General features: G+C 39.1%; 30 protein-coding genes and 2 other annotated features. Of the genes, 1 reads left to right on the plus strand and 29 read right to left on the minus strand.

Going from position 1 to position 26,662, the window contains the following annotated elements; all coding sequences use genetic code 11:
* Positions 1 to 5: 5 nt before the first annotated feature.
* The 7 genes from yajC to LCP48_RS16385 all read right to left on the minus strand — a co-directional run bounded on the left by yajC (position 6) and on the right by LCP48_RS16385 (position 6,423).
* Positions 6 to 272, minus strand: coding sequence for a preprotein translocase subunit YajC (yajC, locus tag LCP48_RS16355; protein WP_004226696.1), 267 nt, complete (start codon positions 270 to 272; stop codon positions 6 to 8).
* 253 nt (positions 273 to 525) lie between these two features.
* The gene (gene tgt / locus LCP48_RS16360; RefSeq protein WP_004226695.1) at positions 526 to 1,671 is read right to left on the minus strand and encodes a tRNA guanosine(34) transglycosylase Tgt; all 1,146 of its coding nucleotides are present in this window, start codon (positions 1,669 to 1,671) and stop codon (positions 526 to 528) included.
* A 57-nt stretch (positions 1,672 to 1,728) separates the two neighbouring features.
* Complete coding sequence (gene queA / locus LCP48_RS16365; RefSeq protein ID WP_004226694.1) at positions 1,729 to 2,769, minus strand: tRNA preQ1(34) S-adenosylmethionine ribosyltransferase-isomerase QueA; 1,041 nt, start codon at positions 2,767 to 2,769, stop codon at positions 1,729 to 1,731.
* Positions 2,770 to 2,786: 17 nt separating this feature from the next.
* Positions 2,787 to 3,791 carry a Holliday junction branch migration DNA helicase RuvB gene (gene ruvB, locus LCP48_RS16370; protein ID WP_004226692.1) on the minus strand — a complete coding sequence of 335 codons (1,005 nt, stop codon included), beginning with the start codon at positions 3,789 to 3,791 and terminating at the stop codon, positions 2,787 to 2,789.
* A gap of 18 nt (positions 3,792 to 3,809) precedes the next feature.
* Positions 3,810 to 4,430 (minus strand): Holliday junction branch migration protein RuvA, encoded by a 621-nt coding sequence (gene ruvA / locus LCP48_RS16375; RefSeq protein WP_004226690.1) that lies wholly within the window; start codon positions 4,428 to 4,430, stop codon positions 3,810 to 3,812.
* Positions 4,431 to 4,541: 111 nt separating this feature from the next.
* Entirely contained in the window at positions 4,542 to 5,321 is a 780-nt protein-coding gene (locus tag LCP48_RS16380; RefSeq protein ID WP_009373667.1) for a phosphotransferase, read from the minus strand.
* Positions 5,322 to 5,409: 88 nt separating this feature from the next.
* Complete coding sequence (locus tag LCP48_RS16385; RefSeq protein WP_225340385.1) at positions 5,410 to 6,423, minus strand: LysM peptidoglycan-binding domain-containing protein; 1,014 nt, start codon at positions 6,421 to 6,423, stop codon at positions 5,410 to 5,412.
* Positions 6,424 to 6,564: 141 nt separating this feature from the next.
* Between LCP48_RS16385 and LCP48_RS16390 the strand changes: the two genes are divergently transcribed.
* On the plus strand, positions 6,565 to 7,098 hold the full coding sequence (locus tag LCP48_RS16390) for a transcription repressor NadR (RefSeq protein ID WP_009373670.1): 534 nt from the start codon (positions 6,565 to 6,567) through the stop codon (positions 7,096 to 7,098).
* A gap of 116 nt (positions 7,099 to 7,214) precedes the next feature.
* On the opposite strand, the gene LCP48_RS16395 is transcribed toward LCP48_RS16390, so the two are convergent.
* From LCP48_RS16395 to LCP48_RS16500, 22 genes are all read right to left on the minus strand, one after another.
* On the minus strand, positions 7,215 to 7,607 hold the full coding sequence (locus tag LCP48_RS16395) for a thiol-disulfide oxidoreductase DCC family protein (protein ID WP_004226682.1): 393 nt from the start codon (positions 7,605 to 7,607) through the stop codon (positions 7,215 to 7,217).
* 24 nt (positions 7,608 to 7,631) lie between these two features.
* The gene (pheA, locus tag LCP48_RS16400) at positions 7,632 to 8,510 is read right to left on the minus strand and encodes a prephenate dehydratase (RefSeq protein WP_004226680.1); all 879 of its coding nucleotides are present in this window, start codon (positions 8,508 to 8,510) and stop codon (positions 7,632 to 7,634) included.
* 165 nt (positions 8,511 to 8,675) lie between these two features.
* A complete protein-coding gene (locus tag LCP48_RS16405; RefSeq protein ID WP_004226679.1) occupies positions 8,676 to 9,131 on the minus strand; it encodes an ACT domain-containing protein in 456 nt (151 codons plus the stop codon).
* Between the two features lie 24 nt (positions 9,132 to 9,155).
* A complete protein-coding gene (gene obgE, locus LCP48_RS16410) occupies positions 9,156 to 10,445 on the minus strand; it encodes a GTPase ObgE (RefSeq protein WP_004226677.1) in 1,290 nt (429 codons plus the stop codon).
* Positions 10,446 to 10,450: 5 nt separating this feature from the next.
* Positions 10,451 to 10,978: a Spo0B domain-containing protein gene (locus tag LCP48_RS16415; RefSeq protein ID WP_004226675.1), complete on the minus strand. Its 528-nt coding sequence runs from the start codon at positions 10,976 to 10,978 to the stop codon at positions 10,451 to 10,453.
* A 179-nt stretch (positions 10,979 to 11,157) separates the two neighbouring features.
* Positions 11,158 to 11,457, minus strand: a complete 300-nt coding sequence (rpmA, locus tag LCP48_RS16420; protein WP_004226673.1) for a 50S ribosomal protein L27 — start codon at positions 11,455 to 11,457, stop codon at positions 11,158 to 11,160.
* Positions 11,454 to 11,810 carry a ribosomal-processing cysteine protease Prp gene (locus LCP48_RS16425; RefSeq protein ID WP_004226670.1) on the minus strand — a complete coding sequence of 119 codons (357 nt, stop codon included), beginning with the start codon at positions 11,808 to 11,810 and terminating at the stop codon, positions 11,454 to 11,456. The genes rpmA and LCP48_RS16425 overlap by 4 nt, the downstream gene beginning before the upstream one ends.
* 16 nt (positions 11,811 to 11,826) lie before the next feature.
* Positions 11,827 to 12,135 carry a 50S ribosomal protein L21 gene (rplU, locus tag LCP48_RS16430; RefSeq protein WP_004226667.1) on the minus strand — a complete coding sequence of 103 codons (309 nt, stop codon included), beginning with the start codon at positions 12,133 to 12,135 and terminating at the stop codon, positions 11,827 to 11,829.
* 14 nt (positions 12,136 to 12,149) lie between these two features.
* Positions 12,150 to 12,227, minus strand: a sequence feature (ribosomal protein L21 leader region).
* A gap of 45 nt (positions 12,228 to 12,272) precedes the next feature.
* Positions 12,273 to 12,884 (minus strand): zinc metalloprotease, encoded by a 612-nt coding sequence (locus LCP48_RS16435; RefSeq protein WP_004226666.1) that lies wholly within the window; start codon positions 12,882 to 12,884, stop codon positions 12,273 to 12,275.
* Complete coding sequence (locus LCP48_RS16440; protein ID WP_004226663.1) at positions 12,874 to 13,428, minus strand: peptidoglycan DD-metalloendopeptidase family protein; 555 nt, start codon at positions 13,426 to 13,428, stop codon at positions 12,874 to 12,876. The genes LCP48_RS16435 and LCP48_RS16440 overlap by 11 nt, the downstream gene beginning before the upstream one ends.
* A gap of 93 nt (positions 13,429 to 13,521) precedes the next feature.
* On the minus strand, positions 13,522 to 14,319 hold the full coding sequence (gene minD, locus LCP48_RS16445) for a septum site-determining protein MinD (protein ID WP_004226660.1): 798 nt from the start codon (positions 14,317 to 14,319) through the stop codon (positions 13,522 to 13,524).
* Between the two features lies 1 nt (position 14,320).
* Positions 14,321 to 14,989: a septum site-determining protein MinC gene (minC, locus tag LCP48_RS16450; protein WP_004226657.1), complete on the minus strand. Its 669-nt coding sequence runs from the start codon at positions 14,987 to 14,989 to the stop codon at positions 14,321 to 14,323.
* A 27-nt stretch (positions 14,990 to 15,016) separates the two neighbouring features.
* Positions 15,017 to 15,541: a rod shape-determining protein MreD gene (gene mreD, locus LCP48_RS16455; RefSeq protein ID WP_004226656.1), complete on the minus strand. Its 525-nt coding sequence runs from the start codon at positions 15,539 to 15,541 to the stop codon at positions 15,017 to 15,019.
* Positions 15,541 to 16,455: a rod shape-determining protein MreC gene (gene mreC, locus LCP48_RS16460; protein ID WP_004226655.1), complete on the minus strand. Its 915-nt coding sequence runs from the start codon at positions 16,453 to 16,455 to the stop codon at positions 15,541 to 15,543. The genes mreD and mreC overlap by 1 nt, the downstream gene beginning before the upstream one ends.
* 13 nt (positions 16,456 to 16,468) lie before the next feature.
* Entirely contained in the window at positions 16,469 to 17,488 is a 1,020-nt protein-coding gene (locus LCP48_RS16465; RefSeq protein WP_004226654.1) for a rod shape-determining protein, read from the minus strand.
* A gap of 579 nt (positions 17,489 to 18,067) precedes the next feature.
* Positions 18,068 to 18,739: a RadC family protein gene (radC, locus tag LCP48_RS16470; RefSeq protein WP_192807141.1), complete on the minus strand. Its 672-nt coding sequence runs from the start codon at positions 18,737 to 18,739 to the stop codon at positions 18,068 to 18,070.
* Between the two features lie 33 nt (positions 18,740 to 18,772).
* Positions 18,773 to 19,366: a Maf family protein gene (locus tag LCP48_RS16475; RefSeq protein ID WP_004226650.1), complete on the minus strand. Its 594-nt coding sequence runs from the start codon at positions 19,364 to 19,366 to the stop codon at positions 18,773 to 18,775.
* A gap of 98 nt (positions 19,367 to 19,464) precedes the next feature.
* Positions 19,465 to 20,109, minus strand: a complete 645-nt coding sequence (locus LCP48_RS16480) for a hypothetical protein (RefSeq protein ID WP_004226648.1) — start codon at positions 20,107 to 20,109, stop codon at positions 19,465 to 19,467.
* Between the two features lie 168 nt (positions 20,110 to 20,277).
* The gene (locus tag LCP48_RS16485) at positions 20,278 to 21,528 is read right to left on the minus strand and encodes a bifunctional folylpolyglutamate synthase/dihydrofolate synthase (RefSeq protein WP_004226646.1); all 1,251 of its coding nucleotides are present in this window, start codon (positions 21,526 to 21,528) and stop codon (positions 20,278 to 20,280) included.
* Positions 21,525 to 22,805 (minus strand): bifunctional folylpolyglutamate synthase/dihydrofolate synthase, encoded by a 1,281-nt coding sequence (locus LCP48_RS16490; RefSeq protein ID WP_192807140.1) that lies wholly within the window; start codon positions 22,803 to 22,805, stop codon positions 21,525 to 21,527. The genes LCP48_RS16485 and LCP48_RS16490 overlap by 4 nt, the downstream gene beginning before the upstream one ends.
* Before the next feature lie 134 nt (positions 22,806 to 22,939).
* The gene (locus tag LCP48_RS16495; RefSeq protein ID WP_009373683.1) at positions 22,940 to 23,338 is read right to left on the minus strand and encodes a hypothetical protein; all 399 of its coding nucleotides are present in this window, start codon (positions 23,336 to 23,338) and stop codon (positions 22,940 to 22,942) included.
* Positions 23,339 to 23,603: 265 nt separating this feature from the next.
* Positions 23,604 to 26,249: a valine--tRNA ligase gene (locus LCP48_RS16500; RefSeq protein WP_009373684.1), complete on the minus strand. Its 2,646-nt coding sequence runs from the start codon at positions 26,247 to 26,249 to the stop codon at positions 23,604 to 23,606.
* A gap of 82 nt (positions 26,250 to 26,331) precedes the next feature.
* Positions 26,332 to 26,589 (minus strand) — a binding site (T-box leader).
* Positions 26,590 to 26,662 lie beyond the last annotated feature (73 nt).

Below are 26,662 nucleotides of genomic sequence, written 5' to 3' on the forward strand. Positions count from 1 at the left end.
CTTTGTTACTGATTGTCATTGACAATTCGTCCAATTGCTTGACGGTCAAATTTCACTCGTACATTGTCAGCAATTTTTAATGTCACTGCTGTGTCTTCAATTGCATCAATAACACCGTGTAAACCACCAATTGTAATGACTTTATCTCCACGTTGCAAACTACTTTGCATATTTTGTGTTTCCTGCTGTCTTTTTTTAGCTGGACGGATTAAGATAAACCACATTGCAACGAACATTAATAATATTGGTGCTAATCCTAATAATTGATCCATAATAGCATCTTGCCCCCTTTCCAAATCTCACTTTTTTAGTATAGACTATTCCACCATTAAAAAGCGATGGACAAGCCCAAAAATTTTCTCAATTACTAATATTTTTTCTATGATTGACAATATTTTGCTAGAAATATTCACTTTTTACAAAGTTTTGAATGATTTGCAAAACTATTGCTATGGATGATGGACATTAGGGGATGCCTAATGTCCTTTTTTAATTTAGCGCATGTAATGATCCTATTCGTCTAGTTTAAAAGTTTTTTGCATTTGGCCCATTAAAGCCGTATTTTTCAAAGAACTCTTCACGGAAATCACCAAGACGATCTTGACGAATTGCCTCACGCACTTGCTCCATCAATTTTAATAGGAAGTGTAGATTATGATAGGATGTTAAACGAATACCGAACGTTTCTTCCGTGCGAATAAGGTGACGAACATAGGCACGAGAATAATTTTTACATGTATAGCAGTCACAGTTCGGATCAATCGGCCCAAAGTCACGTGCATATTTTGCATTTTTCACTACTAGACGTCCTTCTGATGTCATCAGTGTTCCATTACGTGCAATACGTGTTGGCAGTACACAGTCAAACATATCAATACCGCGAATTGCCCCATCAATTAAAGAATCTGGTGAGCCAACACCCATTAAATAACGAGGTTTATTTTCAGGCATCATTGGCGTAGTAAATTCTAAAACGCGGTTCATCACATCTTTCGGTTCTCCAACGGATAATCCACCAATTGCATAGCCTGGGAAATCTAGTTCTACTAACGCTTCTGCTGAGCGGCGACGTAAATCTTCGTACTCTCCACCTTGAATAATGCCAAATAAACCTTGCTCCTCTGGACGCTGATGTGCTTCCTTACAGCGTTTTGCCCAACGCGTTGTACGATCAACTGATTTCAGCATATAGTCATGTGTCGCAGGATATGGTGGACATTCATCAAAGGCCATCATAATATCAGAACCTAGATCATTTTGAATTTCCATTGCCTTTTCTGGGCTCAAAAATAATTTATCTCCATTGAGGTGATTACGGAAATGAACGCCTTCCTCCTCAATTTTTCGGAATTGACTAAGTGAAAATACTTGGAAACCACCTGAATCCGTTAAAATTGGACGATCCCAGTTCATAAATTTATGGAGTCCGCCTGCTTCTTTGACAATATCATTACCTGGACGAAGCCATAAATGGTACGTATTGGACAGAATAATACCGGCATTCATCTCTTTTAATTCTTCTGGTGACATGGTCTTCACCGTTGCTTGTGTGCCAACAGGCATAAATGCTGGTGTTTCAAAGGAACCGTGTGGTGTATGAACAATGCCAAGACGTGCTCCTGTTTGTTTACATGTATGAAGTAGTTCATATCGAATTGCTGGTTGTGTCATAAAATAAATAATCCTTTCTTATCTGAAGTAAAAACAGTACTCCGATTTTATCCACTATTATTTTTTGGGACGTATAAACATTGCATCACCAAAACTAAAGAAGCGATATCTTTCTTCTACAGCTTGCTGATAAGCACTTAAAATGGTCTCACGAGTGGCTAGCGTACTAACAAGCATGACTAGTGTTGATTTTGGTAAATGAAAGTTTGTGATTAACCCATCCACCACCGTAAAATTGTAGCCTGGATAGATGAAAATAGACGTCCAACCTTGTTCTGCTCGCACTTCTCCCTCATATTTAGAACCAATTGTCTCTAATGTACGAGTAGAGGTTGTCCCAACAGCTATTACCTTGCCACCGTTACGCTTTACGCGATTAATTGTATGTGCTGCTTGTTCTGAAACACTATAGAATTCCGCATGCATTTCATGGTTTTCAATCGAGTCTACACTAACGGGACGGAAAGTGCCAAGACCGACATGTAGCGTAATAAAGACAACCTCTACGCCTTTAGCCTTCACTTGAGCTAATAGCTCCTCTGTAAAATGCAACCCAGCTGTAGGTGCTGCAGCAGAACCACGCTCTTTGGCATAAACGGTTTGATAACGATCTTTATCCTCTAGTTTTTCACGAATATAGGGAGGTAACGGCATTTCACCAAGTTGCTCTAATATTTCATAAAAAATACCATCATACTGAAATTCAAATGTACGTCCGCCATGTTCAAGCTCACCTGTACATGTAGCTGTTAATAAACCGTCTCCAAATGTGATGACTGTTCCTACCTTTACACGCTTTGCTGGTTTTACAAGTGTTTCCCACTCATCTGTACCAGCCATTTGCTTCAGTAGCAATACTTCTATATGGGCACCTGTTTCTTCTTTTACACCCATTAAACGAGCAGGTAAAACTCTTGTATCATTTAGTACAAGACAGTCTCCAGCATGTAGCTCGTCTAATACATGGGCAAAATGGTGGTGTTCCACTTTATTTGAGCCCGGTGTCACGACCATTAATCGACTCGCTGTACGATCGACTAATGGTGTTTGGGCAATAAGCTCCTCTGGTAATTCAAAATCAAAATCTTCTACACGCATGAAAATAACTTCCTTCTTTATGTTTGTTGGGGATACTCATATCCAAAATGTTCGTAGGCTAAATGTGTGGCTACTCTTCCTCTCGGGGTACGTTGAATAAGGCCAATTTGCATCAAATAAGGCTCGTATACATCTTCTATCGTAACCCGTTCCTCACCAATTGATGCAGCAAGAGTATCTAAGCCTACTGGTCCTCCTCGGAATCGCTCAATCATATTAGTTACAAGTTTATGGTCAATATGATCAAGCCCTCTAGGATCTACTTGTAACAGCTCTAGTGCTTGCTGTGCAAGACCCTCCGTAATCATACCATCTCCAAGCACTTGTGCATAATCTCGCACTCGTTTCAATAAACGATTGGCAATTCGAGGTGTTCCACGTGAGCGTCTCGCCATTTCCATTGCTGCTACTTGCTCTATTTCTACCTCAAATAAATGTGCACTTCTCACAACAATTTCTGCAAGCGATCGGTCATCATAATATTCTAGGCGCAGCAACACACCAAAGCGATCTCTTAGAGGAGCTGATAGGGCACCCGCTCTTGTTGTTGCACCTACAAGGGTAAAGGGAGGTAAATCAAGTCGTACAGAACGTGCTTCAGGACCTTTTCCTACCACAATATCTAAGCAGAAGTCTTCCATTGCTGGATATAATACTTCTTCAATAGCACGGGGCAGGCGATGAATTTCATCAATAAATAAAACGTCCCCAGGCTCTAGTGAACTTAAAATAGCTGCCAAATCTCCTGGACGCTCAATCGCAGGGCCACTTGTCATGCGTACGTTAACATTCATCTCATTTGCGATAACAGCCGCTAAGGTCGTTTTACCAAGTCCTGGAGGTCCATATAGCAACACATGATCTAAACTTTCTTGGCGAAGCTTTGCCGCTTCAATGAATATTTGTAAGTTTTCCTTTACTTTATGTTGCCCAATGTACTGGGCTAATTTTTGAGGACGTAAAGATAACTCAAACTGCTCATCATAGCTCCCTGCTTCACTTGCCATCATACGTTCAGACATGCACCTTTCCTCCTTTCCTTATTTTAATTTTAGCAGTAGTTGCAATGCTTGTTTCATAAAGGCATCTGTCGTTTCAAGTTTATCGTTATCCTCTAGCTGTGGTTTAATTTTTTCTAGCTCTTTTTCAGAATAGCCAAGTGCCATTAAGGCAAGTAAGGCCTCTTCTAATTCGTGTTTATACGCATTCACACCAAACAAAGGTAACTCATCTTCTGCACTAGGTAACTCCAGTGTATCTAATAATGAACCAAGTTTGCCCTTCAAGTCGAGGATCATTTGACGTGCTGTTTTTTTACCAACTCCAGGGAATTTCACTAAAAACGCTTCATCCTCTCGTTCAATTGCGCTAATAACCTGTTGTGGATTACCTGTAGCTAAAATCGCTAAAGCGCCCTTTGGTCCTATTCCTGACACTAAAATAAGCTTACGGAATAACTCACGCTGATCTAGATTAGGGAAGCCATATAAAACTTGTGCATCCTCTCGTACATGCAAATGAACATATATCTGTTGTTCAAGGGCAGATGTTCGAAAAGCAAATGGATTGGGCGTATTAAGTTGCCACCCAATCCCCTGTTGTTCCAGCACAATAAATTCAGGTGTAATACGAGTAATTTGTCCTTTTAAATAATCATACATCTATAATCCCTCACAATCGTCGTCTTCGATTATAGCATATAGCGAACGAATGCTCGACAAAAAGTAGCGTCGAAACGCCGTTCGCAGACAAAAATGACCGCCAATTGACGGTCATTTCTTGACAAATCTATCAATATCGTACCACAGTTTTGGCCAATAGGTGAGGGCTCGTTTTGTAAACGGTACTAAATAATCTAAAAATACTAGCTGTTGCTCTAGTGGTAAATCTATAGCAAACAGCCATTCTCGTAATAACTCATTCGGGTATTTCAAACGATGAAGCTTTCTTTTATCCAGTCGTTTTAGCCCAGGTAACTCTGCAAAAATCTTTCCAAGATCATAATCTACAGCAGGTAACACACGATGTAACCATAAAATATACTCGTCATCCGCTTCACCAAGGTGTGCTAAATCAAAATCAATTAAACGTAATTGTCCATCGGAGCACCATAAAAAATTATGATGAACTACATCCCCATGCAATAGCGTAATCTCTTTTTCAGGTGCATCTTCCAATGCAATCAATTGTAATGACTTATCACTATAATGCAGTATTTGATCAATTTCTTCTTTCGTTAAAAATGTTCGAAACTCATTTCTTCTACTTTTAAAACGCATATAACGCATTTGCCATTTTAAAAGCTGTGAGTAGGTATGCAAGCCTGGCATGCGCTGCCACGCAATCTTTTTATGTGTATCATGTAAAGCGATTAATAGTCTAAGAGATTCCTTACGATCTTTTTTATGCGCAAAGTTAGCACCGTGGCTTCCTTCTTGCCACATTTGCACAATTAACTGCTCATCATCGCTCTGAACTAATGGTAGGATCAAAGAAGGTTCCATACGTCCTAATTGGCGATGAATGGTTCTTACCTTCTCTGCAATTTCCACTTGCTTTGCACGTTTGACAAAATAATTTTTCGATCGATACTTATATTTCCAAATATTTGGCTTTACTTCTTCTACAATATATGCTTTTTCACCATCGATAAGGCGTCATCCCGCCTGGGAAATAATGTGGTGACATCCAAGGACCTGTTGCTGATGGGCATGGTGGTGGACAATGTGTCGGACATGGTGGTGGCGGGCAATGACAAGGGTCCATTTGCCAATTTGGCATCATCATTGGTTGTGTGCCACAGCCACAAGATTGACCCATATTCATATCAGGCATCATCATTGGTTGTGTGCCACAACCACAGGATTGCCCCATATTCATATCAGGCATCATATCCATTTGCGGCTTCATTTGGTGATCTTGCGTATGGAAGAATGGTGATGTGGACTCTAAAAAGTCTTCCATTCCACCAACTTTATGATCTGGCATGTCATAGGACATTTGCTGCTGTGGCATCGTATAATGCTCGACCTGCGGCTGCATTGGCATCGGCCACCACATCTGATGATAGATCGGCTGATGGCAACTTGAACAATGTGGTACGGCAGGCATTTGTGGCATGATATGCATTGGTGGATGTGGTGCTGGTTGTGGCATTGGCTTCGGTTTAGCTACAGGTGGTGGCTGTATTTGTACAGGTGGTATTGTAACATTTTGCTCCATTTGTGGCATCACCAATTGCTGGTGCCAATTCATTTCCACAGGCTGCGGTACCCACATCGGCTGTTGTGGCATCTGCATTGGCATTGGCATCGGTATTGGTATCGGTATCATTTGTGGTTCTGGCATTGGCATAGGTGCTGGTGGTGGCGGTACAATTGGCGGTGGTGGTGGCATTGGTCGCTGTACCTCTTTTTTAGGACTTTCCTTTGGTGTCTCCTTATGCACTTGTGTTTCCTTTTTCGGCATTTCTTTATGTGAATCTCTATGCGGCTCTTTGTTTATTTTTTCAGGCAATATAATTTCCATGCCTGGAACAATATAATCTGGGTTGGCAAGATGGACATTGAGCCGCTTCAAATCTTCAAACGAAATGCCGTACTCTTTTGCAATCTTCCACAATGTATCTCCCTTTTGAACAATATGAATACGCAATTTTTTCCTCCCTTCCTCTCTACGTATCATATGTTCAATGTTTCATTTGGATACAAAAATTTCAGCAAGTTAGAAAAGCTTCATGGTACACTAATTCATAAGGAACGCGGATTCCTTTATTACGAGCAGGGGTGATCTCTTATGAAAAAAATGTTAGGCGAAGAACGCCGACTGCAACTATTAGCGCAATTAAAAAAAAATAAAGCACCTATAACTGGGACAGACTTAGCAAAGTTCGCCAATGTTTCTAGACAAGTAATCGTCAATGATATGACTTTATTAAAGGCAAGAAATGAGCCTATTATTGCCACAAGCCAAGGTTATCTTTATATGCATCAGGAACAAATACAGCAAACCGTTGAACGAACATTCCCTTGCTTGCATACATCAGAGCAAACGGAAGATGAATTAATGACGATTGTTGACTGTGGCGGAACCGTCAAAAATGTCATTGTCGAACATCCAATATATGGTGAACTGACAGCCTCTATCATGGTATCCAACCGCCATGAGGTGAAACAATTTATCGAACGTGTGAATGCAACACAGGCCAACTATTTATCTGCTCTCACTGGTGGCATCCATCTACATGTCATCACAGCACCCTCTGTAGAAGTTTTAACATTAATTGAGCAAGCTTTACAGAAAAAGGGCTACTTAGTGTCAGATCAATGAATAGCAAAAGCACCGTCTGAAAAATTGATTTCAAACGGTGCTTTCTGTTTTTTAATGCAAGTATTGTCTCATCAAGCGTGGGCTTCTGTCCGTAACTATCGTTCCCTTAGGCCCTATCAGGAAAGAAATCTTTGTCGTTGAGCAGGCGTAGGCAATAAGCATTCACTTTTTTTTCCAAACAAACGATAGCGTTGCTTTGCAAATAATCGATATAATGCATTGCGAATAAATGGTGGGACAAGGATGAAGGCATAGAAACAAGGCCACAATCCATCAAATTTACGGCAAATGTTTAACGCAGCGGTAGATTCAACAGACACTTTCCCTTGCTCAATAAGAATTACACTATCAATATTCTTTGGTATATGATATTGAGTGAGAAGCGATTGACCAACCTCGCTTTGCAGCGATGCAAATTGAAAATAGCCAGCTTGATCATGTTTGATGATAAATTGAACAGTGCTATCACAAAAATTACATACACCATCGAATAAAATAATCCCACCCATCTTCTTTCCTCCTCCTTCACATTACTATGCTTCGTCTGATGTTACATAAGTAAAATAGGTACCCAGAGATTTTACTTTGCAACCTAGCGCAGCTAATTCTTCCATTGCCCCACGCATCATCGGTTCCTTTTCATCTGCTAATACATCAATCATAAAGAAATAATCACCTAATCCTGTTTTTAATGGACGTGATTCAATTTTACTTAAATTTAGCTGACGCCATGCAAAAACAGAAAGCACCTGATGTAATGCACCTGAACGATCTGTTGGTAAAGTAATCATAAATGTTGTTTTTGCTTGCCCATCTGATAGCTCTTGTGGCAATCGTTTATTTTGCTTAGACAGTACATAGAATCGTGTATGATTAAAATGAAAATCATGGATATTCTGCTCCACTATTTCAAGACCATACTTTTCCGCCGCGGCTGCATTACCGACTGCCGCTATACACTCTTGTGGATTCTCTGATACATATTTCGCTGCTGCTGCAGTTGAAGTTGTTTGATGTAATGGTACATGACTAAAACGATAAAATAAATATTTATGACATTGAGCTAGTGCATGCGGATGAGAAAAAACACCTTCGATTGACTGCCAATCATCCTTCTGCGCTTTATTGACCATTAAATGCTGCTGAATTTTCAGCAATAACTCTCCAGTTACATAAAGTGTTGCCTCATGGAATAAGTAATCTAATGTTAATGATACAGAGCCCTCTAGCGCATTTTCTAGCGGCACGACAGCTAAATCTACCTTTCCCTCTGCAACAGCCTCTATACATTCTGGAATCGTGGCACACGGTACAAGCCACTCATTTGGAAAAGTAGCCTTTGTTGCTAAGTATGTAAATGATGCTTCTGGTCCTAGATAGGCGATTCGATTTTCCCATTGTTGCTTTGTCATTGCAATTACCTCCTTTATGGCACAATAAGGAGCAGTCCCTCGTGATGAATAACGCAAGGGACAGCTCCTTATTTGAGCTTTGTTATCGTATCTTTACCCATTGGGGTTATTCAACACGATGTTTGTCATTTTGTCAAAAATTAAAGGATTGAACACTCTCTGTGATTATAATGCTCCAGAGCTAATCACTTCCGCTGATTCCACAAAATCTAAGCGTTTTAATTGCTGGATAAGATCATCAAGATCACAGGTCATGCTTGTTACATCTAATGACAATGTAACATTAGCACGTCCCTGAATAGGGATTGTTTGATGAATCGTTAAGACATTACAATGTGTAATTGTCACCGTTTCTAAAAGCTTGGCAAGTGTTCCTTTTCTATCTTGAAGCTGTAAAAAGACTGTTAAAATGCGTTCCTGCACAATTGAATGAAAAGGAAAAACCGCATCACGATATTTGTAAAACGCACTTCGCGATAAATCCACCTGCTTTACCGCATCCCAAATGGAAGATACTGAACCACTTGACAGTAAGTGTTTCGCCTCCAAAGTTTTTTGCATTGCATCCGTTAAAACATCCTCACGAACTAAATAATATCGCTGATTCGCAACATTCTTCATACGCTTCCCCCTAAAACTCATGTCTTAATCGACAAATTCAAATTCAAACTCTTGTAGGCGTACTGTATCGCCATCCTGTGCTCCACGCTCACGCAGAGCCTCGTCCACACCCATAGCACGCAATTGACGAGCGAAACGACGTATCCCATCCTCACGGCTAAAGTCTGTCATTTTAAATAAACGCTCAATTGCATAGCCACTAATAATAAATGTACCATCATCATCACGTGTGATTTCGAAATCTTCACCTTTCGCCTCATGCTTGTACATGACAGTTGCGTCTGATTGTTCTTCTACTTCTTCATACAGTGGGAATTCAGGCGTAACTTCTAAGAGATCCGCTATAGCAAACAACAGTTCTTTTAACCCTTGACGTGAGACAGCAGAAATTGGGAAAATTTGAACGTCTTCTCCAACCTTCTGACGGAATGCTGTTAAATTTTCTTCTGCATCTGGCATATCCATTTTATTGGCTACAATAATTTGCGGACGCTCTGTTAAACGAAGATTATATTGTTTTAGCTCTTCATTAATTGTTAAATAATCTTCATATGGATCGCGACCTTCCATCCCTGACATATCAATGACATGAACGATAACGCGTGTACGTTCGATATGTCGTAAAAATTGGTGACCTAATCCAACTCCTTGATGGGCTCCTTCAATCAGCCCTGGTAAATCAGCCATCGCAAAGCTTCGATGGTCATCCGTTTCAATCATGCCTAAGTTCGGTACAATTGTTGTGAAATGATAAGCACCAATTTTTGGCTTAGCAGCGGAAACAACAGATAAAAGTGTTGATTTACCAACACTTGGGAAACCAACTAACCCTACATCTGCTAAAACTTTTAACTCTAATATAACATTTAATTCTTGTCCTGGCTCACCTTTTTCAGAAAGTTCTGGCGCTGGGTTGGCAGGAGTAGCAAATCGAGAATTACCACGTCCACCTCGGCCTGCTTTCGCAATAACGGCTCTTTGCCCATGCTCAACTAAGTCAGCAATAACGGCATTTGTTTCTTCATTCATAACCACTGTACCTGGTGGAACTTTAACAATTAAATCTTCCGCATTTTTACCGTGCATGCCTTTACTCATACCATGCTCGCCACGCGGTGCTTTAAAATGACGTTTATAGCGGAAATCCATTAATGTACGTAAGCCTTCCTCTACTTCAAATACGACATTACCGCCATGTCCACCATCTCCACCTGCTGGACCACCATTTGGTACATATTTTTCACGGCGAAAGGCTACCATACCGTCTCCGCCATCGCCACCTTTAACATAAATCTTTACGTGATCGACAAACATTTAGTTCACTCCCTATTTGCACTCAAGACATATTGCCAGCGCGTATTTGTCTGCTCAATTGTTTGAATGTCGAATTGTTTCAAACCTTTTTCGGTGAATGCATCAGCACTCCATAACCCATTTAGCGTGAATGTCACGGCAAATGTATGATCGTCAACACGTACATCAAGCGTTAGGATCTGCTCTGTAAATGGATCTAATGTATCATAAACATGCATAACTGTTTTGTTTAAATAATCTACAACTTCCTGATCAATATCATTGGTCACAGGCTTTTTTATCTCACCGCTTAGCTTCCATGCTAATGATGGGTATCGCCATCCTGCTGTTTGAAGCCATTCAATTGTTTGTGGTAATTGTAGTCGATTGAGGATAGAAAACACTCGTAATTGTTCTGAATAATGTTGAATAAGTTTTTTCGATTCCTCGATTCTACCTAAATCTAAATTCATGCGAATCAGTTGCAGTTGATTCACATAATCATGATTTGCAAAACGTAATACTTCACTAATGGTTAGTGATTGATTGTTCATCCCATTCACTCCAATAAAGTTATCCTTACTAGTATAACAAGTTTTGCTGTATTTTTCCCTTAATTCTTTAATCAATTATACCCTGGTGTCATTGCGTCCAAAATCGGCTTTTTTGAAATTTAGCCAAAAAAAGGACTGCAATAAATGCAGTCCTCCGCTTTATGATATCTTATAAAAGATTAAGCTTCTTGTGGTGCTGGGTATACAGATACTTGTTTGCGATCGCGACCTAAACGTTCGAATTTAACAACGCCGTCAACTTTAGCAAATAGTGTATCGTCACCACCACGACCTACGTTTGTACCTGGGTAAATTTTTGTACCGCGTTGACGGTAAAGAATTGAACCACCAGTTACGAATTGGCCATCAGCACGTTTAGCACCAAGTCGTTTAGACTCAGAGTCACGTCCGTTTTTAGTAGAACCTACCCCTTTTTTCGATGCGAAAAGTTGAAGGTCTAAAGCTAATAATAATTTCATCGAGTTCCACCTCCTACTTGGTTGTAGTTGATTTGGATGTATTGTCCGTAATTTTGCACCATAGAATATACTTGGGCAGTCATTACTTGAACAATTAACTGTAGTTTTGCATCTACTTCAGGCTCTAAGTCTGATGGTAAATCTACCTTGAGATAGCCTCCACCTTCAGCAGCTTGTTCGATTTCTGGCTGAATTTGTAATAATGCATAAATAGCATTAACTGTACCAATCGCTATAGTTGATGCTCCTGCACATACTAAATCCTTACCAGATTCATCATAACCAGCATGTCCTGAAAATTCGAATGCTGACACATGTCTATTTTCATCGTGATGAATCGTAACTTGTATCATTCTCTATACCTCACAATTAAGCGTTGATTGCTTCAACAACTAATTTTGTGTAAGGTTGACGGTGACCTTGTTTACGACGGTAGTTCTTTTTAGCTTTCAATTTGAAAACAACGATTTTTTTCGCACGGCCTTCTTTAACAACTTTAGCTGTTACAGTAGCGCCTTCTACGAATGGAGCGCCAACTTTTACGTTTTCGCCACCTACGAATAAAACTTTATCAAAAGTTACAACCTCATCAGCTTCTACGCCTAATTTTTCAACATAGATTTCTTGACCAGCTTCTACTTTGACTTGTTTACCACCAGTTTCAATAATTGCGTACATTTTACTGCACCTCCTCTTAGACTCAGACTCGCCTGTTTCATAAGGTGATCTTACTAGATACTTAAACCTTTACAGAGCGGTTGTAGTAGCACGGGTGCTACAAACAATAACATTAAAATATTACCACACGATTTTTTTCAAGTCAATCTATTCATAACATATTTTTCAAAAGCAACTCGATATTTTCGATAACGCCATTCTTTCAACACTTGCAACCAAATGAATAAATTTATGATGGCTAAAAAAATAGATTGTGGCAAGAACTTGAAAGTGACAAGTAATAGTATAGTAGCTACGATGAATGATAACCAATAATATAGCTCTATCACGTGAGCTCTTGGATATTTTAAAAATAGCCAGGCTAACAATATCCTTCCACCATCTAACGGTATGATGGGTACAATATTTACAGCCAATAACACGAGGTGTACATTTATAAGCTTAGTAGCGAGTAAATCAGGCATAAAAAAAGCGAGGCCAATCCCAATAATCGTAGCGATTGGCCCTCCTAATGCAATCCATAGGAGTGACGAAGCTTGCACAACCGCTGGATTTTCAAATTGAATCTCTCCCCCGTATGGTGTGATTACGCAGGATTTCACCTTCACTCCACACATTACTGCCGCAACTAAGTGACCAGCCTCATGCCACAGTAATGAAAACAGAATGATCGCGTAATAGGCTAACTGGCCACTAAAAATCATGACAAATACGAGAGGGATACACAGAAGATGTAATTTAATCCTCATTTGTCTCCGTCGTTTCAAGCCATTGTACTATTTGCTCTAAATCATAATGGGCATCTCCCTTTTCGATGGACACATAAAGTTGACCCGCTTCTTTCATGCCAATTAAATCATTTGCTTGAATAGATGTGTATGGTAGTTGAGCTAAACTATCTAACATACCATAGGAAACGGTTGTACCATCCTCATAGCTGATGGTCATGGTCTTACCTGTGTATTTTGTATGGCCAGTAAAAACGACTAATCCATTCTGACCAGCATAGATAGGTAAGCCAACATCATACTGCAATAGATAGCCTTCTTTAAATACTTGGGCATTCGCAAATGTTAAAAGATCTGCTTGCCCTACATCACTAGAAACCATGATGGTCTCTTTTTCTTTTTCGAACCAGCTTTGTCCGAGCTCACTTAAATACGTTAAATCAGCAGAGGTTGTAACAAGCTTCCGAACAGGTGTATCCACTACACCCTGATCCTCTAATCGAATTACAAGCATGATCGTCGCCACAAGAAGTATTGTGACAAACCATTTCCATTTTTTAAACAAGCCCTCATCCTTTTTTCCTCACTATATGTGATTGCATGTCCAAACATGCACAAGAAAAAACCTTCCCGTACTATTGCACGAAAAGGTTTTAATTTATTTTGAGAAAAGGGCTTTAAGTTTTGAAAACATCCCTCTTTGCTCATCTTGTATAGCCATTAATGGCACTGATTCACCAAGAATACGACGGGCAATATTTCGATAGCCTAATGACGCTTTATTTGAGGGGTCCATTACAATTGGTTCGCCTTTATTAGAAGATGAGATGACGCCTTCACTGTCTATAATAATGCCTAATAAATCAATAGATAAATGAGTTGTAATTTCATTGACATCCAGTGTATCACCGCTCTTCATCATATGTTGTCGAATACGATTAATGATGAGTTTAGGTGCTGTGATCTCTTCCTGCTCCAGTAAACCAATAATACGATCTGCATCACGAACAGCAGAAATTTCAGGTGTTGTGACAACAATCGCATGATCTGCACCAGCAACAGCGTTACGGTAGCCTTGCTCAATTCCCGCTGGGCAATCGATTAATACATAATCATAGTCTCTTTTCAATTCCTCTACTAAGCTCTTCATTTGCTCAGGGGTAACAGCATTTTTATCTGTTGTTTGAGCAGCAGGTAATAAAAATAGTTTCTCATCTACGCGTTTATCCTTAATCAATGCTTGATGAATTTTACAGCGTCCCTCCACCACATCAACTAGGTCATAAATAATACGATTTTCAAGGCCTAAAATCACATCTAAATTACGTAGGCCAATATCTGTATCCACTAAACATACTTTTTTACCTTGTAGAGCCAATGCAGTCCCAAGGTTAGCCGTTGTCGTTGTTTTACCGACACCGCCTTTACCTGAAGTTATGACGATCGCTTCTCCCACACTAGCTTCCTCCCTTAGACACATTTAACAATGGTCGAATATTTTTTAAGGCATGAATTTGATCGTACGTAATGCGTCCATCGTAGCCAATAAATGCACAAGTCATTTCTACTTGATTTATCGCTTTTACATGTTCATCTGACATTACCTGAACTTGATCGGCAATCATGATATGCGTGGCTTCAAATCGAGATGCTGCAATGATTGCTTCTTTATTACCTTGCATACCAGCATGTGCAATCCCTTTAAGTCTACCTAGGACATATACATTACCTCCAGCCTCAACACGACCGTTTGGATTGACATTTCCTATGATGGTAATATCCCCGGATGAACGCAGAATTTGTCCAGATCTGACCACTCCTATATATGTATCTTGTTGGCTTTCAAACATCTTCTGGTTGCTTTCGTGGACAGTCAGTACTTCACTTTGCACCTTCGATACAATAAGCTGCTCTGTTTCTTCTATAATTTTTATAAGTTCATTTAATTGTTCTTCAGTACAGTATCGATAGCCTAAGTATAATTGTACATCAACTTTACCATCGATACCGCCCTCTAAAACTTTATTCTTTAATTCTTCCACTAGTTCACCATACGCACATTGGTCGTCTAGGCGTAGTACAAAACCGTCCTTCGTTCCCTTCATATTAACTAACTGTTTTTTCATGAATGCCTCACCTCACGTTGTTCTTTGTTAAGAAACCTCACGTGCTCTCTGTAAGACACGCGCATTAATTAGATACTTGAAGGCCCACCCAAGAATCATTAAAAATAAAGCATTCGCAATGATTGTTGGTAGTAGTCGTGAACGTAAGAAATCCGCTAAAGGAATTGCTGTAAAATCGATTAGGAAAAAGAATTGATAGAGAATAAATTCTAAAATCGCTACTAGTACAACTGAAATTGTAGTTGTTACAACTAAGTGCTGGTGTATAACTTTCACGATAGACCCTGCCAAAAAACATATAAGTGGATAAAGTACTGAATATAATCCAATAATATCAATGTAAAACACATCATACAAGACACCAAAAAAAAGTCCATACATTACCGCTCGTTGACGGCTGTAATAGATGGATATAAAAATAAGGTATAAGATTAAAAAACGCGGTACCAGAAAATAGACTTCCCCTTTAATTTCAATCGGGGAAAGCATAGCAAATTCTGGTTCTAACAGGAATAGTAAAACCGCTACAGAGGGAATGAGAAATCGAACCATCACTCCGCCTCCTCTTCACTCGCCTCTTGCGGATTCGATAAATCCTCATTCGTTGCATTGCCATCTGAACCATCAATACTTGTGGATGTTCGCTTGGCAATCACAACATGCTCTAAAATTGAAAAATCAGCAGATGGTTTGACATACGCCATTTTTGTTAAACCATGATCATCTGTACTAACTTCCATAATTTCTCCTATCGGCACTCCCTTAGGGAAAATACCACCAAGACCTGAAGAAACTACTTGCTCGCCTTCTTTCACCTTCATGCTAGAATCGATTCGCTTCATAATGAGTTCATTACGTTCTTCATCAAAGCCCTCGATTAAACCGTATGCTTCTTTTTCTCCTAGCACCATCGCGGAAACACGATAGTTTGGATTATTTGTATTTAAAAGCTCTACTTCAGATGTGAAAGGTGTAACTAGGGTAATTTTCCCCACTAACCCTTTCGCCGTCATAACTGCCATATTTTTTTTGACTCCATGAGAAGACCCTTTATCTAAAATAATTTTCTCTTCCCACTGGTCAGGATTTCTAGCAATCACTGTTGCTTGAATTGGATTAAATGCCTTTAAGCTCTCAGTTTTATCCAAAAGCTCTCGAAGCTTGTTATTCTCTGATTTTAAATCCGTAGCCTCAGCTTGTACAACAGCAAAATCTTCTAAGCGTGCTTTTAAACGTTTATTTTCTTCGTACGTGTTTAAGAGGGAGTCAATACTATTAAAAACACCATTAATATAATTCGCCGGCTTCGCAACAAGCGATTGTGCGAAACCGACAGTATCTTTAATAATTTGCTCTGGTAAAGTTGCATTCGTCCGATCACGTAATGAGAAGCTAATCAATGCCACAAGAAAAACCATGCCTATGAGCAGCAAAATTACTTTCTTATTGAAAAAAAAGTGTGGCATTGCCTAAACCTCCTTACCCTTTAACTTGTTGTTGACGAATTAAGTCGATATGATCTAATGCCTTACCTGTACCAATCGCTACACAGTCTAAAGGATCTTCTGCAATGAATACTGGCATATTTGTCTCTTGGCTGATTACTTTATCTAAGTTTGTTAGCAGTGCCCCACCACCAGTTAATACAATACCGCGCTCCATTACATCAGCAGATAATTCTGGAGGTGTTTGTTCTAATGTTTTACGAACACCGTCAATAATAGAGGCAACCGCTTCACGTAATGATTCAGAAATTTCCTGTGAAGAAATTTCGATTGTTTTCGGTAATCCTGTTAACAGGTCACGTCCTCTAATATCCATTCGCGCTTCTGGTCCTTCTGCCAATGCAGTACCAATTTCCATTTTTACGGCTTCCGCTGTACGTTCACCAATTGTTAAATTATACGTTTTACGGATATACGAAATGATGGATTGATCCATCGCATCACCACCAACACGTACAGATTCACTCGTCACAATACCACCTAAAGAAATAACGGCAACTTCTGTTGTACCTCCACCGATATCAACAACCATTGACCCTGTAGGATCCCATACAGGAAGATTTGAACCGATTGCTGCTGCAAATGGCTCTTCGATTGTGAACGCCTCTTTTGCACCTGCTTGTCGTGCAGCATCAATAACAGCACGCTGCTCCACTGAAGTAATACCATAAGGTACACAAATCATAACATTTGGTTTTTTCCAGTTGCCTCCAGAGTTTTTACATGCTTCTTTTAAATAATACTCGATCATTGCTGTTGTAATATCGAAGTCAGCAATAACGCCATCTTTCATTGGACGAATCGCTACGATTGAGCCAGGTGTTCGACCAATCATATTTTTCGCATCATTACCAACGGCAACAATATCCCCTGTTTTTGTATTTTTTGCTACAACTGAAGGTTCACGTAATACGATCCCCTTTCCTTTAATAAACACTAATGTATTCGCTGTGCCGAGGTCAATCCCGACATCTTTGCTTCCTAGTCCAAACAAATTGTGTACTCCCTTTCTATATAAGCCATACTTTCGTTGACATCCAATATATTTGACGACAATGTATAGGAAATTGAATTGTGTAAATACACAATTGACTCCTGTCAAAGTCCATAACACCTGTCAAAGTTTTTTATCTCCATCAGCTGGTAGTTTACACCTATGAAAAAACTACACACTCATTCATCTCACCACCAATTTTGATGGGAGTCCTCCCTGAATAAAGATAAAATTCATACCGTTCATTATAACGGAAAAACGCAAGAATTTGTAGTATCACATACTTCATCTCACAGAAAAGATACTATTTTAATTCCCTCTTAAACTAAAAATAGTACGTATAGATTAGCATATAATTTTTATTCCCATAAGACAATGTGTATCAGGCTACCAATTTTTGTGAAGATAATTGCTTTTCTATGAATACATTAACGTTATGTAAGAAAAAAGGTTCGCCAATATACCACAAAAAAATACAAAAAATTTTTAGGCTTGGTTATAATTAAGGCCATTTGTAAAAGAATTTTCTATACAACGAAATGGTTTCATCATAAAAAACTCTGCATATTGTATGCAGAGTTAAAAATATCCTTTTTCCTTTAAACTAATATATTGATGGTCGCCGATGATGACGTGATCTATCAACTCTATCCCTATAATATAGCCTGCTTCAACAATTCGCTTTGTTACTTCAATGTCCTCCGAGCTCGGTGTTGGCACCCCACTTGGATGGTTGTGGGCACATATAATAGAGGCGGCAGACCTTTTGACAGCTTCTCGAAATATTTCTCTAGGATGAACGATGGAGGCATTTAAACTGCCAATGAAAATCGTCTGCTTATGAATAATTTGATTTTTTATATTTAAAAAAAGCACTACAAAATGCTCCTGATTAAGCGACGTCATATCAGGCATTAAGTAAGTTGCTGCATCTTGCGGAGAACGTATCGTGAATTTCTCATCATTATGTTTTTGAGCCAGTCTTCTACCCAGTTCAATGGCAGCCATTAATTGAATGGCTTTCACCTCACCTATTCCTTTAATAGCCATCATTTCTTCGATGGTTGCGTGCTTCAAATGATGGAGTCGTTCAAAAACATTTAATACCCTATTTGCAAGAACAAGCACAGATTCTTCCTTTGTGCCTGTCCTCAATAAAATAGCGAGTAGCTCTTGATTCGATAAACTTTCAGCCCCTTGTCGTAATAGCCGTTCACGAGGGCGATCCTCTATATTAACATCACGTATCATCAAAGTTGGTAAAGCGTCTTCTAGCAAAAATATTCACTCCTTCGCAAACTGGACTATCTGTAGATCCACCAATTGCGAAAACAAAGCTGCAAGTGGTAGACCTACAACATTGTTATAATCTCCTTCAATACGTTTAACTAATAATGTACCAATCGTTTGAATGCCATAACCACCTGCTTTATCAAAAGGATCTCCTGAATCTACATAAGCTTCGATTAATTCCTGCGATAGACGGTGGAAAACAACTGTTGTCTCTTCCACAAAGGTCGTTTCCTTTCCATTCGGTTCGATTATAGCGACCGCAGTCATCACACTATGCTTGTTATTTGACAAACGTAATAAGTGAGAAATAGCTTCCTCACGCGTTTTAGGTTTATGTAGTAGCTCTTGATTGTAAACAACGATTGTATCTGCACCAATAATCGTGGCATTAGCTGCTTTTTTGGCTACATCACGCGTCTTCAATAAAGCTACTCCTTTTACATAATCCTGCATTGTATGAGCTTGTACACTTGTTTCTTCCACTTCACTTGTCAAGACTTCAAACGGGAGTGCTAGCATGTTAAGCAATTCCTTGCGCCTAGGGGAAGCAGAAGCAAGGACAAGCTTATGATTTGTTTTTAACATTATCTGATCATTCCTCCTTATCCTTATGATACAGAAGAATGCACAATTTGAAAATTTTCAAAAAAACAAGATAATGAAGATTTCATTATTATTTATTGTTAAAATTTCACTTGAAGACACGTATTTTTAGATTGGTAATGTGCAAAAACATGCAGACGAATGATGTTGATATCGTTGGAAATAGTAGAGGCCGCTGCACCAATGGACTGCCAATCCTCAGGTAGCGTTGAGTCCTTGCCATTTTCCTTAAAATTTAATTTTGCGGCATTTTTATCTGCTAAAGCAGTTGGTAGTTCTGCCAAGGTCGGTTCTTTACAGCTTTCACCACTGACGCTAAATGCCTTTTTAAAGGTAGCGGGGTCCTGTAAAAATTTTAGCTGACTTTCCTCCGTCACCATGCTTGTCCACACATAAAACTTGTCATCAACTTGAACAATCGCGCTCTCTTTTAAGGCAGGATACTCAGCAACAAATGAACTTGCGCTCTCATAGTTTGAATACACGCCAGCTTGGCTTGCATAAAACATCGATGCGTTAGATGTATTGGTTGTCTCCCCGGCAGTTGGAATCGTTTCTGTTTGTGATTGATTATTTGCCACTTCACTACCATTTTTCTTTAAAGGTAATTGTGTGCTGGCTTGTAAAACGCCCAGAAAAATTGCTACACCTAATAGACCAACAAATCCACCAATAATCATTGCTCGAAATATTTGTTTTTTCATCACATGACTTACAATTTTCATTTAACTATCACCTCATCCTTCCACCTGTCTATGCCAACATCATATGATATTATATGTACATTCCAAAGGGTAAATGCGAATTTATTATTTTTTGATACGGAACTCATTGCAATCCTAAATTTGCAGCCATAAAAAAACTAGGACTCACTATCAAGAGCCCTAGTTATTTCATTGTTTTAATCTATGACGAACCTCTGTTAATAAATATAACGAACCTGATACAATGGTTCTCTGCTGTCTATGTGATTGTGCCTGTATAAAGGATGCATAGTCAACCAAGGTTGTTTTCGATGTTGCATGAGAAAGTTTGACCATTTGATGGGCTGGCATTGCTCGTGAATTAGCAAAATCAACGAAATAAAAGTCATCACTCACCTGCTCTAGAAGTCCGAGAATCTGCTGAACATCTTTATCTGCTAGTATGCCAACGACAAAGGTTATGTGCTCATTTGGATATTCACACTGAATCGTTTCTACTAATTTTTCAGCACTTGCAGGATTATGTGCACCATCCAATATAACGAAAGGCATTATTTCTTCAAAGCGTCCCAAAATAGAGGCCTTTTGCACAGCTTGACGAATAGCTGTTTGATCAATAGACACGCCTAATACTGACGCCACTTCAAAAAATGCTGTAATGGCGAGAGCCATATTCTTTCCCTGATGTGCCCCCTTCATAGTACGTTTCAGGTTCGCTATTTGGATCTGCTGTACGTCATTTATATAGCTTTCTCCATCAGTTGTCGGCTTAATGGAAAAATGCTTACCTAATGAAAATAGAGTGGCTTTTTTTTGATTGGCTACTGCATCCACAACTCGCTTCGCCTCACCCGGCAAATCACCAATAATAACTGGACGTTGTTGTTTAATAATACCTGCTTTATGGTGTGCAATGCTTTCAAGCGTATCCCCTAAAAACTTTGTGTGTTCTAAAGCAATACTTGGGATAATAGAGACAATGGGTATTACCACATTTGTGCTATCCAATAAACCACCCATTCCTGCTTCAATCAGCGCAATATCCACCTGCCCATTGACAAAATGTAAAAATGCCGCCACCGTCAGCAATTCAAAATCGGTTAGTTTGCCACTCAGCCCAGCCTCATGCATCTGTTGGAAAACTTGATCCATTTCAGCCTCTGTTATAGGTTGACCAGCTATTTGAATTTGGTCATGAACATCAACGATACACGGTGACATAAATTTGCCCACGCGTAAGCCATGTTCTTGTGCAATTGCCTCTAGAAATGTTAACGTAGAGCCTTTGCCATTTGTGCCTGCTAAATGGACAACACGCAAAGTTTGCTCAGGATTCCCTAAATATGATAAAGCCTCTTCAATCGCTGTAAGACCTGGTTTAATGATATCATCACTTTTAACCTGCCATTTCTCTTTATAATGATCAAAGCTTGGGATCATTGTCCTTCCTCCTGTAGCCACTGTCGAACTTGTGCTATAAAGTATAATGAGCCTGTAATGACAACAATATCCTCTTTATGGCGTTTTTGCACTACTGTTTGAATGCTTTTTAGCCATTCTGTATGAAACGTTTTATTTGCATGAGTCGACAACATCGCTAAGCTTTCAGCAGGCATTGCATTCGGTAGGTCTATTTGTGTAAAAGTGATGGAGGTAGCAACAGCATCCATTAGTTCTATACTGTTTGCATGATCTTTATCTGCTAAAGCCGCATAAATAAAGTGATAATGGTTTCTTGGATAGACATTTTTTAGTGTTTGGATCAGAGCAATTGTCCCCTCTGAATTATGAGCACCATCTAGCACAATTTGATTTGGCCATTGCTCAAAGCGGCCTGCCCATTGCGCCCATTGTAGACCTTGACAAATAGAATCATCAGCAATGCCAATTGCCCCCTGCTCACGTAATGTTAGCATGGCTGTGATTGCCAAACTTGCATTATTTATTTGATGTTGACCAGCCATTTTTAATGGTATATCCTTCATCAAGACAGGGTCCTTTTCATATGTAAAGTGCTGATAGTCAGCACTTTGCCAACTATTTTTCACCGTGAAGTCTTGCCCTAAAACATAGCATGTCGCATGTCGTTCCTCTGCCGTGGCTTTAATGACAGCCAATGCCTCCTCATTTTGAACACCTACAACAACTGGTATGCCTTCTTTGATGATACCAGCTTTTTCAGCGGCAACCTTTGCGAAGGTGTCGCCTAAAAAGGCTGTATGCTCTAACGAAATCGTTGTAATAATAGCTAAAAGCGGCGTTACGACATTTGTCGCATCCAAACGTCCTCCAAGCCCTGTCTCAATAAGCGCTATATCTACACCTTCATGTGCAAAATACTGAAACATAATGAGTGTAACTACTTCAAAAAAGCTAGGAAATTCGCCATTGTAGTGTTCTTCTATAATGTTCGCGAGTTTATTGAAATAGTAGAGAAATTGCTCATCCGAAATTTGGTGGCTGTTAATGGTCATACGTTCATTAACTCGCTCTAAATGTGGAGACGTAAATGCCCCTACAGTGTAGCCTGCATGTTGAAGCATTTCTCTTAATGCGTTCACCGTAGAACCTTTACCATTTGAACCTGCTACATGGATTACTCTTAGCTTGTTGTGAGGTTCATCTAAATGCCCTAGTACTTCTCGCATAAGGACAAGTGGCGCACGTTTATAATCAACTGCTTTTAATGTAAAAATAAATTTTGTACATTCGTTCATTGTGTTAAACAAAAGAAACACTCCTTCTTACTGCAATATCTTTATTTTAGTACAAGTAACGTTTAATAACATAGCAAAATGACAAAATACAAAAAACACGCAGCTAGCAACTGCGTGTTCGTATTAATATTATTTTAGTATACTTTATGAGCACCTAATAAAGCACCCATATTATTTAAAATAGTTTTCGCATCACTATTTAATAAAGGATGAACATCTGGGCGTTGCACTAATTCAAAAGCGTTTTTTAATGTTCTTTTTAACATCGATATATCAAAATCTGAGCAATACTCATTAATTTTTTGAATCGTTAATAAATCTGTTCGTGATAATTTAGAGCTATCCTGTTGGGGGTTACTGTTTGCTAATATATGCTTAATAAGGACACGGCCACTTGTATTCAATAAACGATAATACTTTGCTTCGGATAATTTTAAGAGATTCGTTTCGATCAATACTCTCGCGCTTACAAAGTCTAATTCATCACATGCTTTGTTGACTTTTGTAATAATGGTTGCAATATTTCCTGACATTCTCAACACCTCATGGGCTCTTATTTTCTTTACTAACAAAGACTGTCTATCTAAAAAACCATTCATTCTCAATTTCAGATTTAGTTTTTCACGGCTAAATAACATGAAATTAGGTTGTGTTTCCTATTAGTTCAGTGTCGAACATCATCTATTAGACCAATTTATTTAAAATAATACTATATATTTTTACCCAATTCAATGCATATCTTTAGCTCTATATAAAAAAAAGCAATGGATGACTTTTTCGTCATCCACTGCTTCATCTTTACATATTTTTTAATTCTTCTAAACGTTTTAAAACAACTGCATGCTTGCTTTCGTAATCTGCTAATTTCTCACGTTCTGCGTTGACTAACGCTTCCGGTGCTTTTGATACAAACTTCTCATTCGATAATTTACCTGTAACAAGCTTTACTTCTTTTGCCCATTTCTCTAATTCTTTTTCAAGACGGGCAATTTCTTCCTCTAGATTGATTAGTCCAACAAGAGGTAGGAAAACTTGTGCTCCTGTCACAACAGCCGTCATTGATTGTCCTGGAGCCTCTAAACCTTCACCAATTGTTAAAGTGTCAGGATTACAGAATTTTTCTAAATATGCTTGATTCTCTTCAAGTACAGCTGCTGTTGCTGCATCTTTCGCTGAAATAAACAACGGTACTTTTTTGCTCATTGGTGTATTTACTTCCGCACGAATATTACGTACTGAACGTATAATATCCATTAGGAGCTTCATATTATCTGCTTCATCAGCAAAATGAAGATCTGTGCGTACTGTTGGCCATGCTGCCACTGTAATAGATTCACCTTCGTGTGGTAAGTGCTGCCAGATTTCTTCTGTAATGAAAGGCATAAATGGATGTAATAGACGCATTGTTTGATCTAGTACGTAAGCTAAAATAGATCGAGTTGTCTTTTTAGCTACATCATCCTCACCGTAAAGTGGTAATTTTGCCATTTCAATATACCAAGAACAGAAATCATCCCAAATGAAATTGTATAATTCACGGCCAACTTCACCGAATTCATAACGCTCTGCAAGAGAGGTTACGCGTTCAATCGTTTCATTTAAGCGCGTTAAAATCCATTTGTCAGCTACTGATTTTTCACCCGTTAAATCGATCTCATCATATGTCATACCATCCATATTCATAAGCGCAAAACGTGATGCATTCCAAATCTTATTGGCAAAGTTCCATACTGCTTCAACTTTTTCAGTTGTATAGCGTAAATCTTGACCAGGTGATGAACCAGTAGCTAAGAAGTAGCGTAATGAATCTGCACCGTATTGTTCAATGACATCCATTGGATCAACACCATTGCCAAGTGATTTACTCATTTTACGCCCTTCACCATCACGTACTAAACCATGAATTAGCACATCTTTAAATGGACGTTGATCTGTAAACTCAAGGCCTTGGAAAATCATTCGAGAAACCCAGAAGAAAATAATATCATAGCCTGTTACTAATGTATTTGTTGGATAGTAACGTTTATATTCTTCATTTGCTTCATCTGGCCAACCCATAGTAGAAAACGGCCATAGTGCGGAAGAGAACCATGTATCTAGTACATCTTCATCTTGCGTCCAGTTTTCTGCATCTGCTGGGGCTTCTTTACCTACGTATATTTCGCCTGTTTCATTATGGTACCAGGCTGGGATTTGATGGCCCCACCATAATTGACGAGAAATACACCAATCGCGAATATTCTCCATCCAGCGAGAATATGTGTTTTCAAATCGAGCAGGAACAAAGTTTACTTTCCCTTCTTCGTCCTTTTGTAGCTCTAGGGAAGCATCAGCAAGTGGTTGCATTTTAACGAACCATTGTGCTGAAAGATATGGCTCAACAACAGCACCAGAACGTTCAGAGTGTCCTACTGAATGCATATGCTCTTCAATGCGAATTAACACACCTGCTTCTTGTAAATCAGCAACAATTTGCTTACGGCATTCGAAGCGATCCATTCCTTTATATTTGCCCGCAAGATCATTCATAGTGCCGTCTTCATTCATTACTAGAATGCGCTCTAGATTGTGACGATTACCAACTTCAAAGTCGTTCGGATCATGGGCTGGTGTCATTTTTACAACCCCAGTACCAAATTCCATATCAACGTACTCATCAGCAACAATTGGAATTTCGCGACCTACAATCGGTAAAATAACATTTTTACCAATTAAGTGCTGGTAACGCTCATCGTTCGGGTGAACAGCTACTCCAGAGTCACCAAGCATTGTTTCGGGACGTGTTGTAGCAACTTCTACATAGCCTGAGCCATCAGCTAATGGATATTTCATATGATAGAAGGCACCTTGCACATCCTGATAAATTACTTCAATATCAGACAACGCTGTTTTTGCTGCTGGGTCCCAGTTGATAATACGTTCACCACGATAAATTAGGCCTTTTTCATATAATTGAACAAAAACTGTTTTTACCGCATCTGAAAGACCTTTGTCTAATGTAAAACGTTCACGTGTATAATCTAATCCAAGACCAAGCTTTGCCCACTGATCACGAATATGTCCAGCATACTCTTCTTTCCATTCCCATGTTTTTTCAAGGAATTTTTCACGTCCTAAATCATAACGTGTAATATTATCCTCACGCAGCTTGGCTTCTACTTTTGCCTGTGTTGCAATACCCGCATGGTCCATACCTGGCAACCATAGGGCATCATAGCCTTGCATGCGTTTCATACGAATGAGGATATCTTGTAATGTTGTATCCCAAGCATGACCTAGGTGTAATTTACCTGTTACGTTCGGTGGTGGAATAACGATTGAATAGGGCTTTTTCCCACTTTCAGGCTGTGCCTCGAAAAACTTCCCTTGTAACCACCATTCATAGCGACCAGCTTCAATGGACTGTGGGTCATATTTAGTTGGCATTGAAATGTTTTCTGTCATATTGACTCCTCCTATTGTTTGAAAACTGTTGGTAAAGAAATACTATTTATTTTTTTACCCAATAAAAAAAACTCCTCTCGTCTAAAAGGACGAAGGAGTTTTAGTTCGCGGTACCACCTTTAATTCCAGCAGGGTTAAGATAAATGTTAAATGACATATTTTCTCAGCCTATTCTACTGGCTCTCAATTCGGTAACGGTGTTTAACCGGCTTTAACTACTATTAGTTCACTAAAGCTGCTCAAGGGCTACCTTCAATTCCGTACAAATAGAAACTTCTCAGCTACCGTTTCCTCTCTGAAAATGTAGTCAAAATTTACTCTTCCCTATCATAGCATCTGTATTTGATTTTCCTTATTGTACCGCAGGATCGTGTCATTTTTCAAGTGATTTAGTCATCTTTTAGTAAGAGGAA

Source organism: Lysinibacillus capsici (assembly GCF_020217405.1).
GTDB lineage: Bacteria > Bacillota > Bacilli > Bacillales_A > Planococcaceae > Lysinibacillus > Lysinibacillus capsici.

Coding starts and splice junctions, on each gene's coding strand:
- yajC (WP_004226696.1), bottom strand. CDS start 272: ATGGATCAATTATTAGGATTAGCACCAATATTATTAATGTTCGTTGCA.
- tgt (WP_004226695.1), bottom strand. CDS start 1,671: ATGACACAACCAGCAATTCGATATGAACTACTTCATACATGTAAACAA.
- queA (WP_004226694.1), bottom strand. CDS start 2,769: ATGCGTGTAGAAGATTTTGATTTTGAATTACCAGAGGAGCTTATTGCC.
- ruvB (WP_004226692.1), bottom strand. CDS start 3,791: ATGTCTGAACGTATGATGGCAAGTGAAGCAGGGAGCTATGATGAGCAG.
- ruvA (WP_004226690.1), bottom strand. CDS start 4,430: ATGTATGATTATTTAAAAGGACAAATTACTCGTATTACACCTGAATTT.
- LCP48_RS16390 (WP_009373670.1), top strand. CDS start 6,565: ATGAAAAAAATGTTAGGCGAAGAACGCCGACTGCAACTATTAGCGCAA.
- LCP48_RS16395 (WP_004226682.1), bottom strand. CDS start 7,607: ATGGGTGGGATTATTTTATTCGATGGTGTATGTAATTTTTGTGATAGC.
- pheA (WP_004226680.1), bottom strand. CDS start 8,510: ATGACAAAGCAACAATGGGAAAATCGAATCGCCTATCTAGGACCAGAA.
- LCP48_RS16405 (WP_004226679.1), bottom strand. CDS start 9,131: ATGAAGAATGTTGCGAATCAGCGATATTATTTAGTTCGTGAGGATGTT.
- obgE (WP_004226677.1), bottom strand. CDS start 10,445: ATGTTTGTCGATCACGTAAAGATTTATGTTAAAGGTGGCGATGGCGGA.
- LCP48_RS16415 (WP_004226675.1), bottom strand. CDS start 10,978: ATGAACAATCAATCACTAACCATTAGTGAAGTATTACGTTTTGCAAAT.
- rpmA (WP_004226673.1), bottom strand. CDS start 11,457: ATGAAATTATTATTAGCTTTAGACCTTCAACTTTTCGCATCGAAAAAA.
- LCP48_RS16425 (WP_004226670.1), bottom strand. CDS start 11,810: ATGATACAAGTTACGATTCATCACGATGAAAATAGACATGTGTCAGCA.
- rplU (WP_004226667.1), bottom strand. CDS start 12,135: ATGTACGCAATTATTGAAACTGGTGGTAAACAAGTCAAAGTAGAAGCT.
- LCP48_RS16435 (WP_004226666.1), bottom strand. CDS start 12,884: ATGAGGATTAAATTACATCTTCTGTGTATCCCTCTCGTATTTGTCATG.
- minC (WP_004226657.1), bottom strand. CDS start 14,989: ATGAAAAAACAGTTAGTTAATATGAAGGGAACGAAGGACGGTTTTGTA.
- mreD (WP_004226656.1), bottom strand. CDS start 15,541: ATGGTTCGATTTCTCATTCCCTCTGTAGCGGTTTTACTATTCCTGTTA.
- mreC (WP_004226655.1), bottom strand. CDS start 16,455: ATGCCACACTTTTTTTTCAATAAGAAAGTAATTTTGCTGCTCATAGGC.
- radC (WP_192807141.1), bottom strand. CDS start 18,739: ATGATACGTGATGTTAATATAGAGGATCGCCCTCGTGAACGGCTATTA.
- LCP48_RS16475 (WP_004226650.1), bottom strand. CDS start 19,366: ATGTTAAAAACAAATCATAAGCTTGTCCTTGCTTCTGCTTCCCCTAGG.
- LCP48_RS16480 (WP_004226648.1), bottom strand. CDS start 20,109: ATGAAAATTGTAAGTCATGTGATGAAAAAACAAATATTTCGAGCAATG.
- LCP48_RS16485 (WP_004226646.1), bottom strand. CDS start 21,528: ATGATCCCAAGCTTTGATCATTATAAAGAGAAATGGCAGGTTAAAAGT.
- LCP48_RS16490 (WP_192807140.1), bottom strand. CDS start 22,805: ATGAACGAATGTACAAAATTTATTTTTACATTAAAAGCAGTTGATTAT.
- LCP48_RS16495 (WP_009373683.1), bottom strand. CDS start 23,338: ATGTCAGGAAATATTGCAACCATTATTACAAAAGTCAACAAAGCATGT.
- LCP48_RS16500 (WP_009373684.1), bottom strand. CDS start 26,249: ATGACAGAAAACATTTCAATGCCAACTAAATATGACCCACAGTCCATT.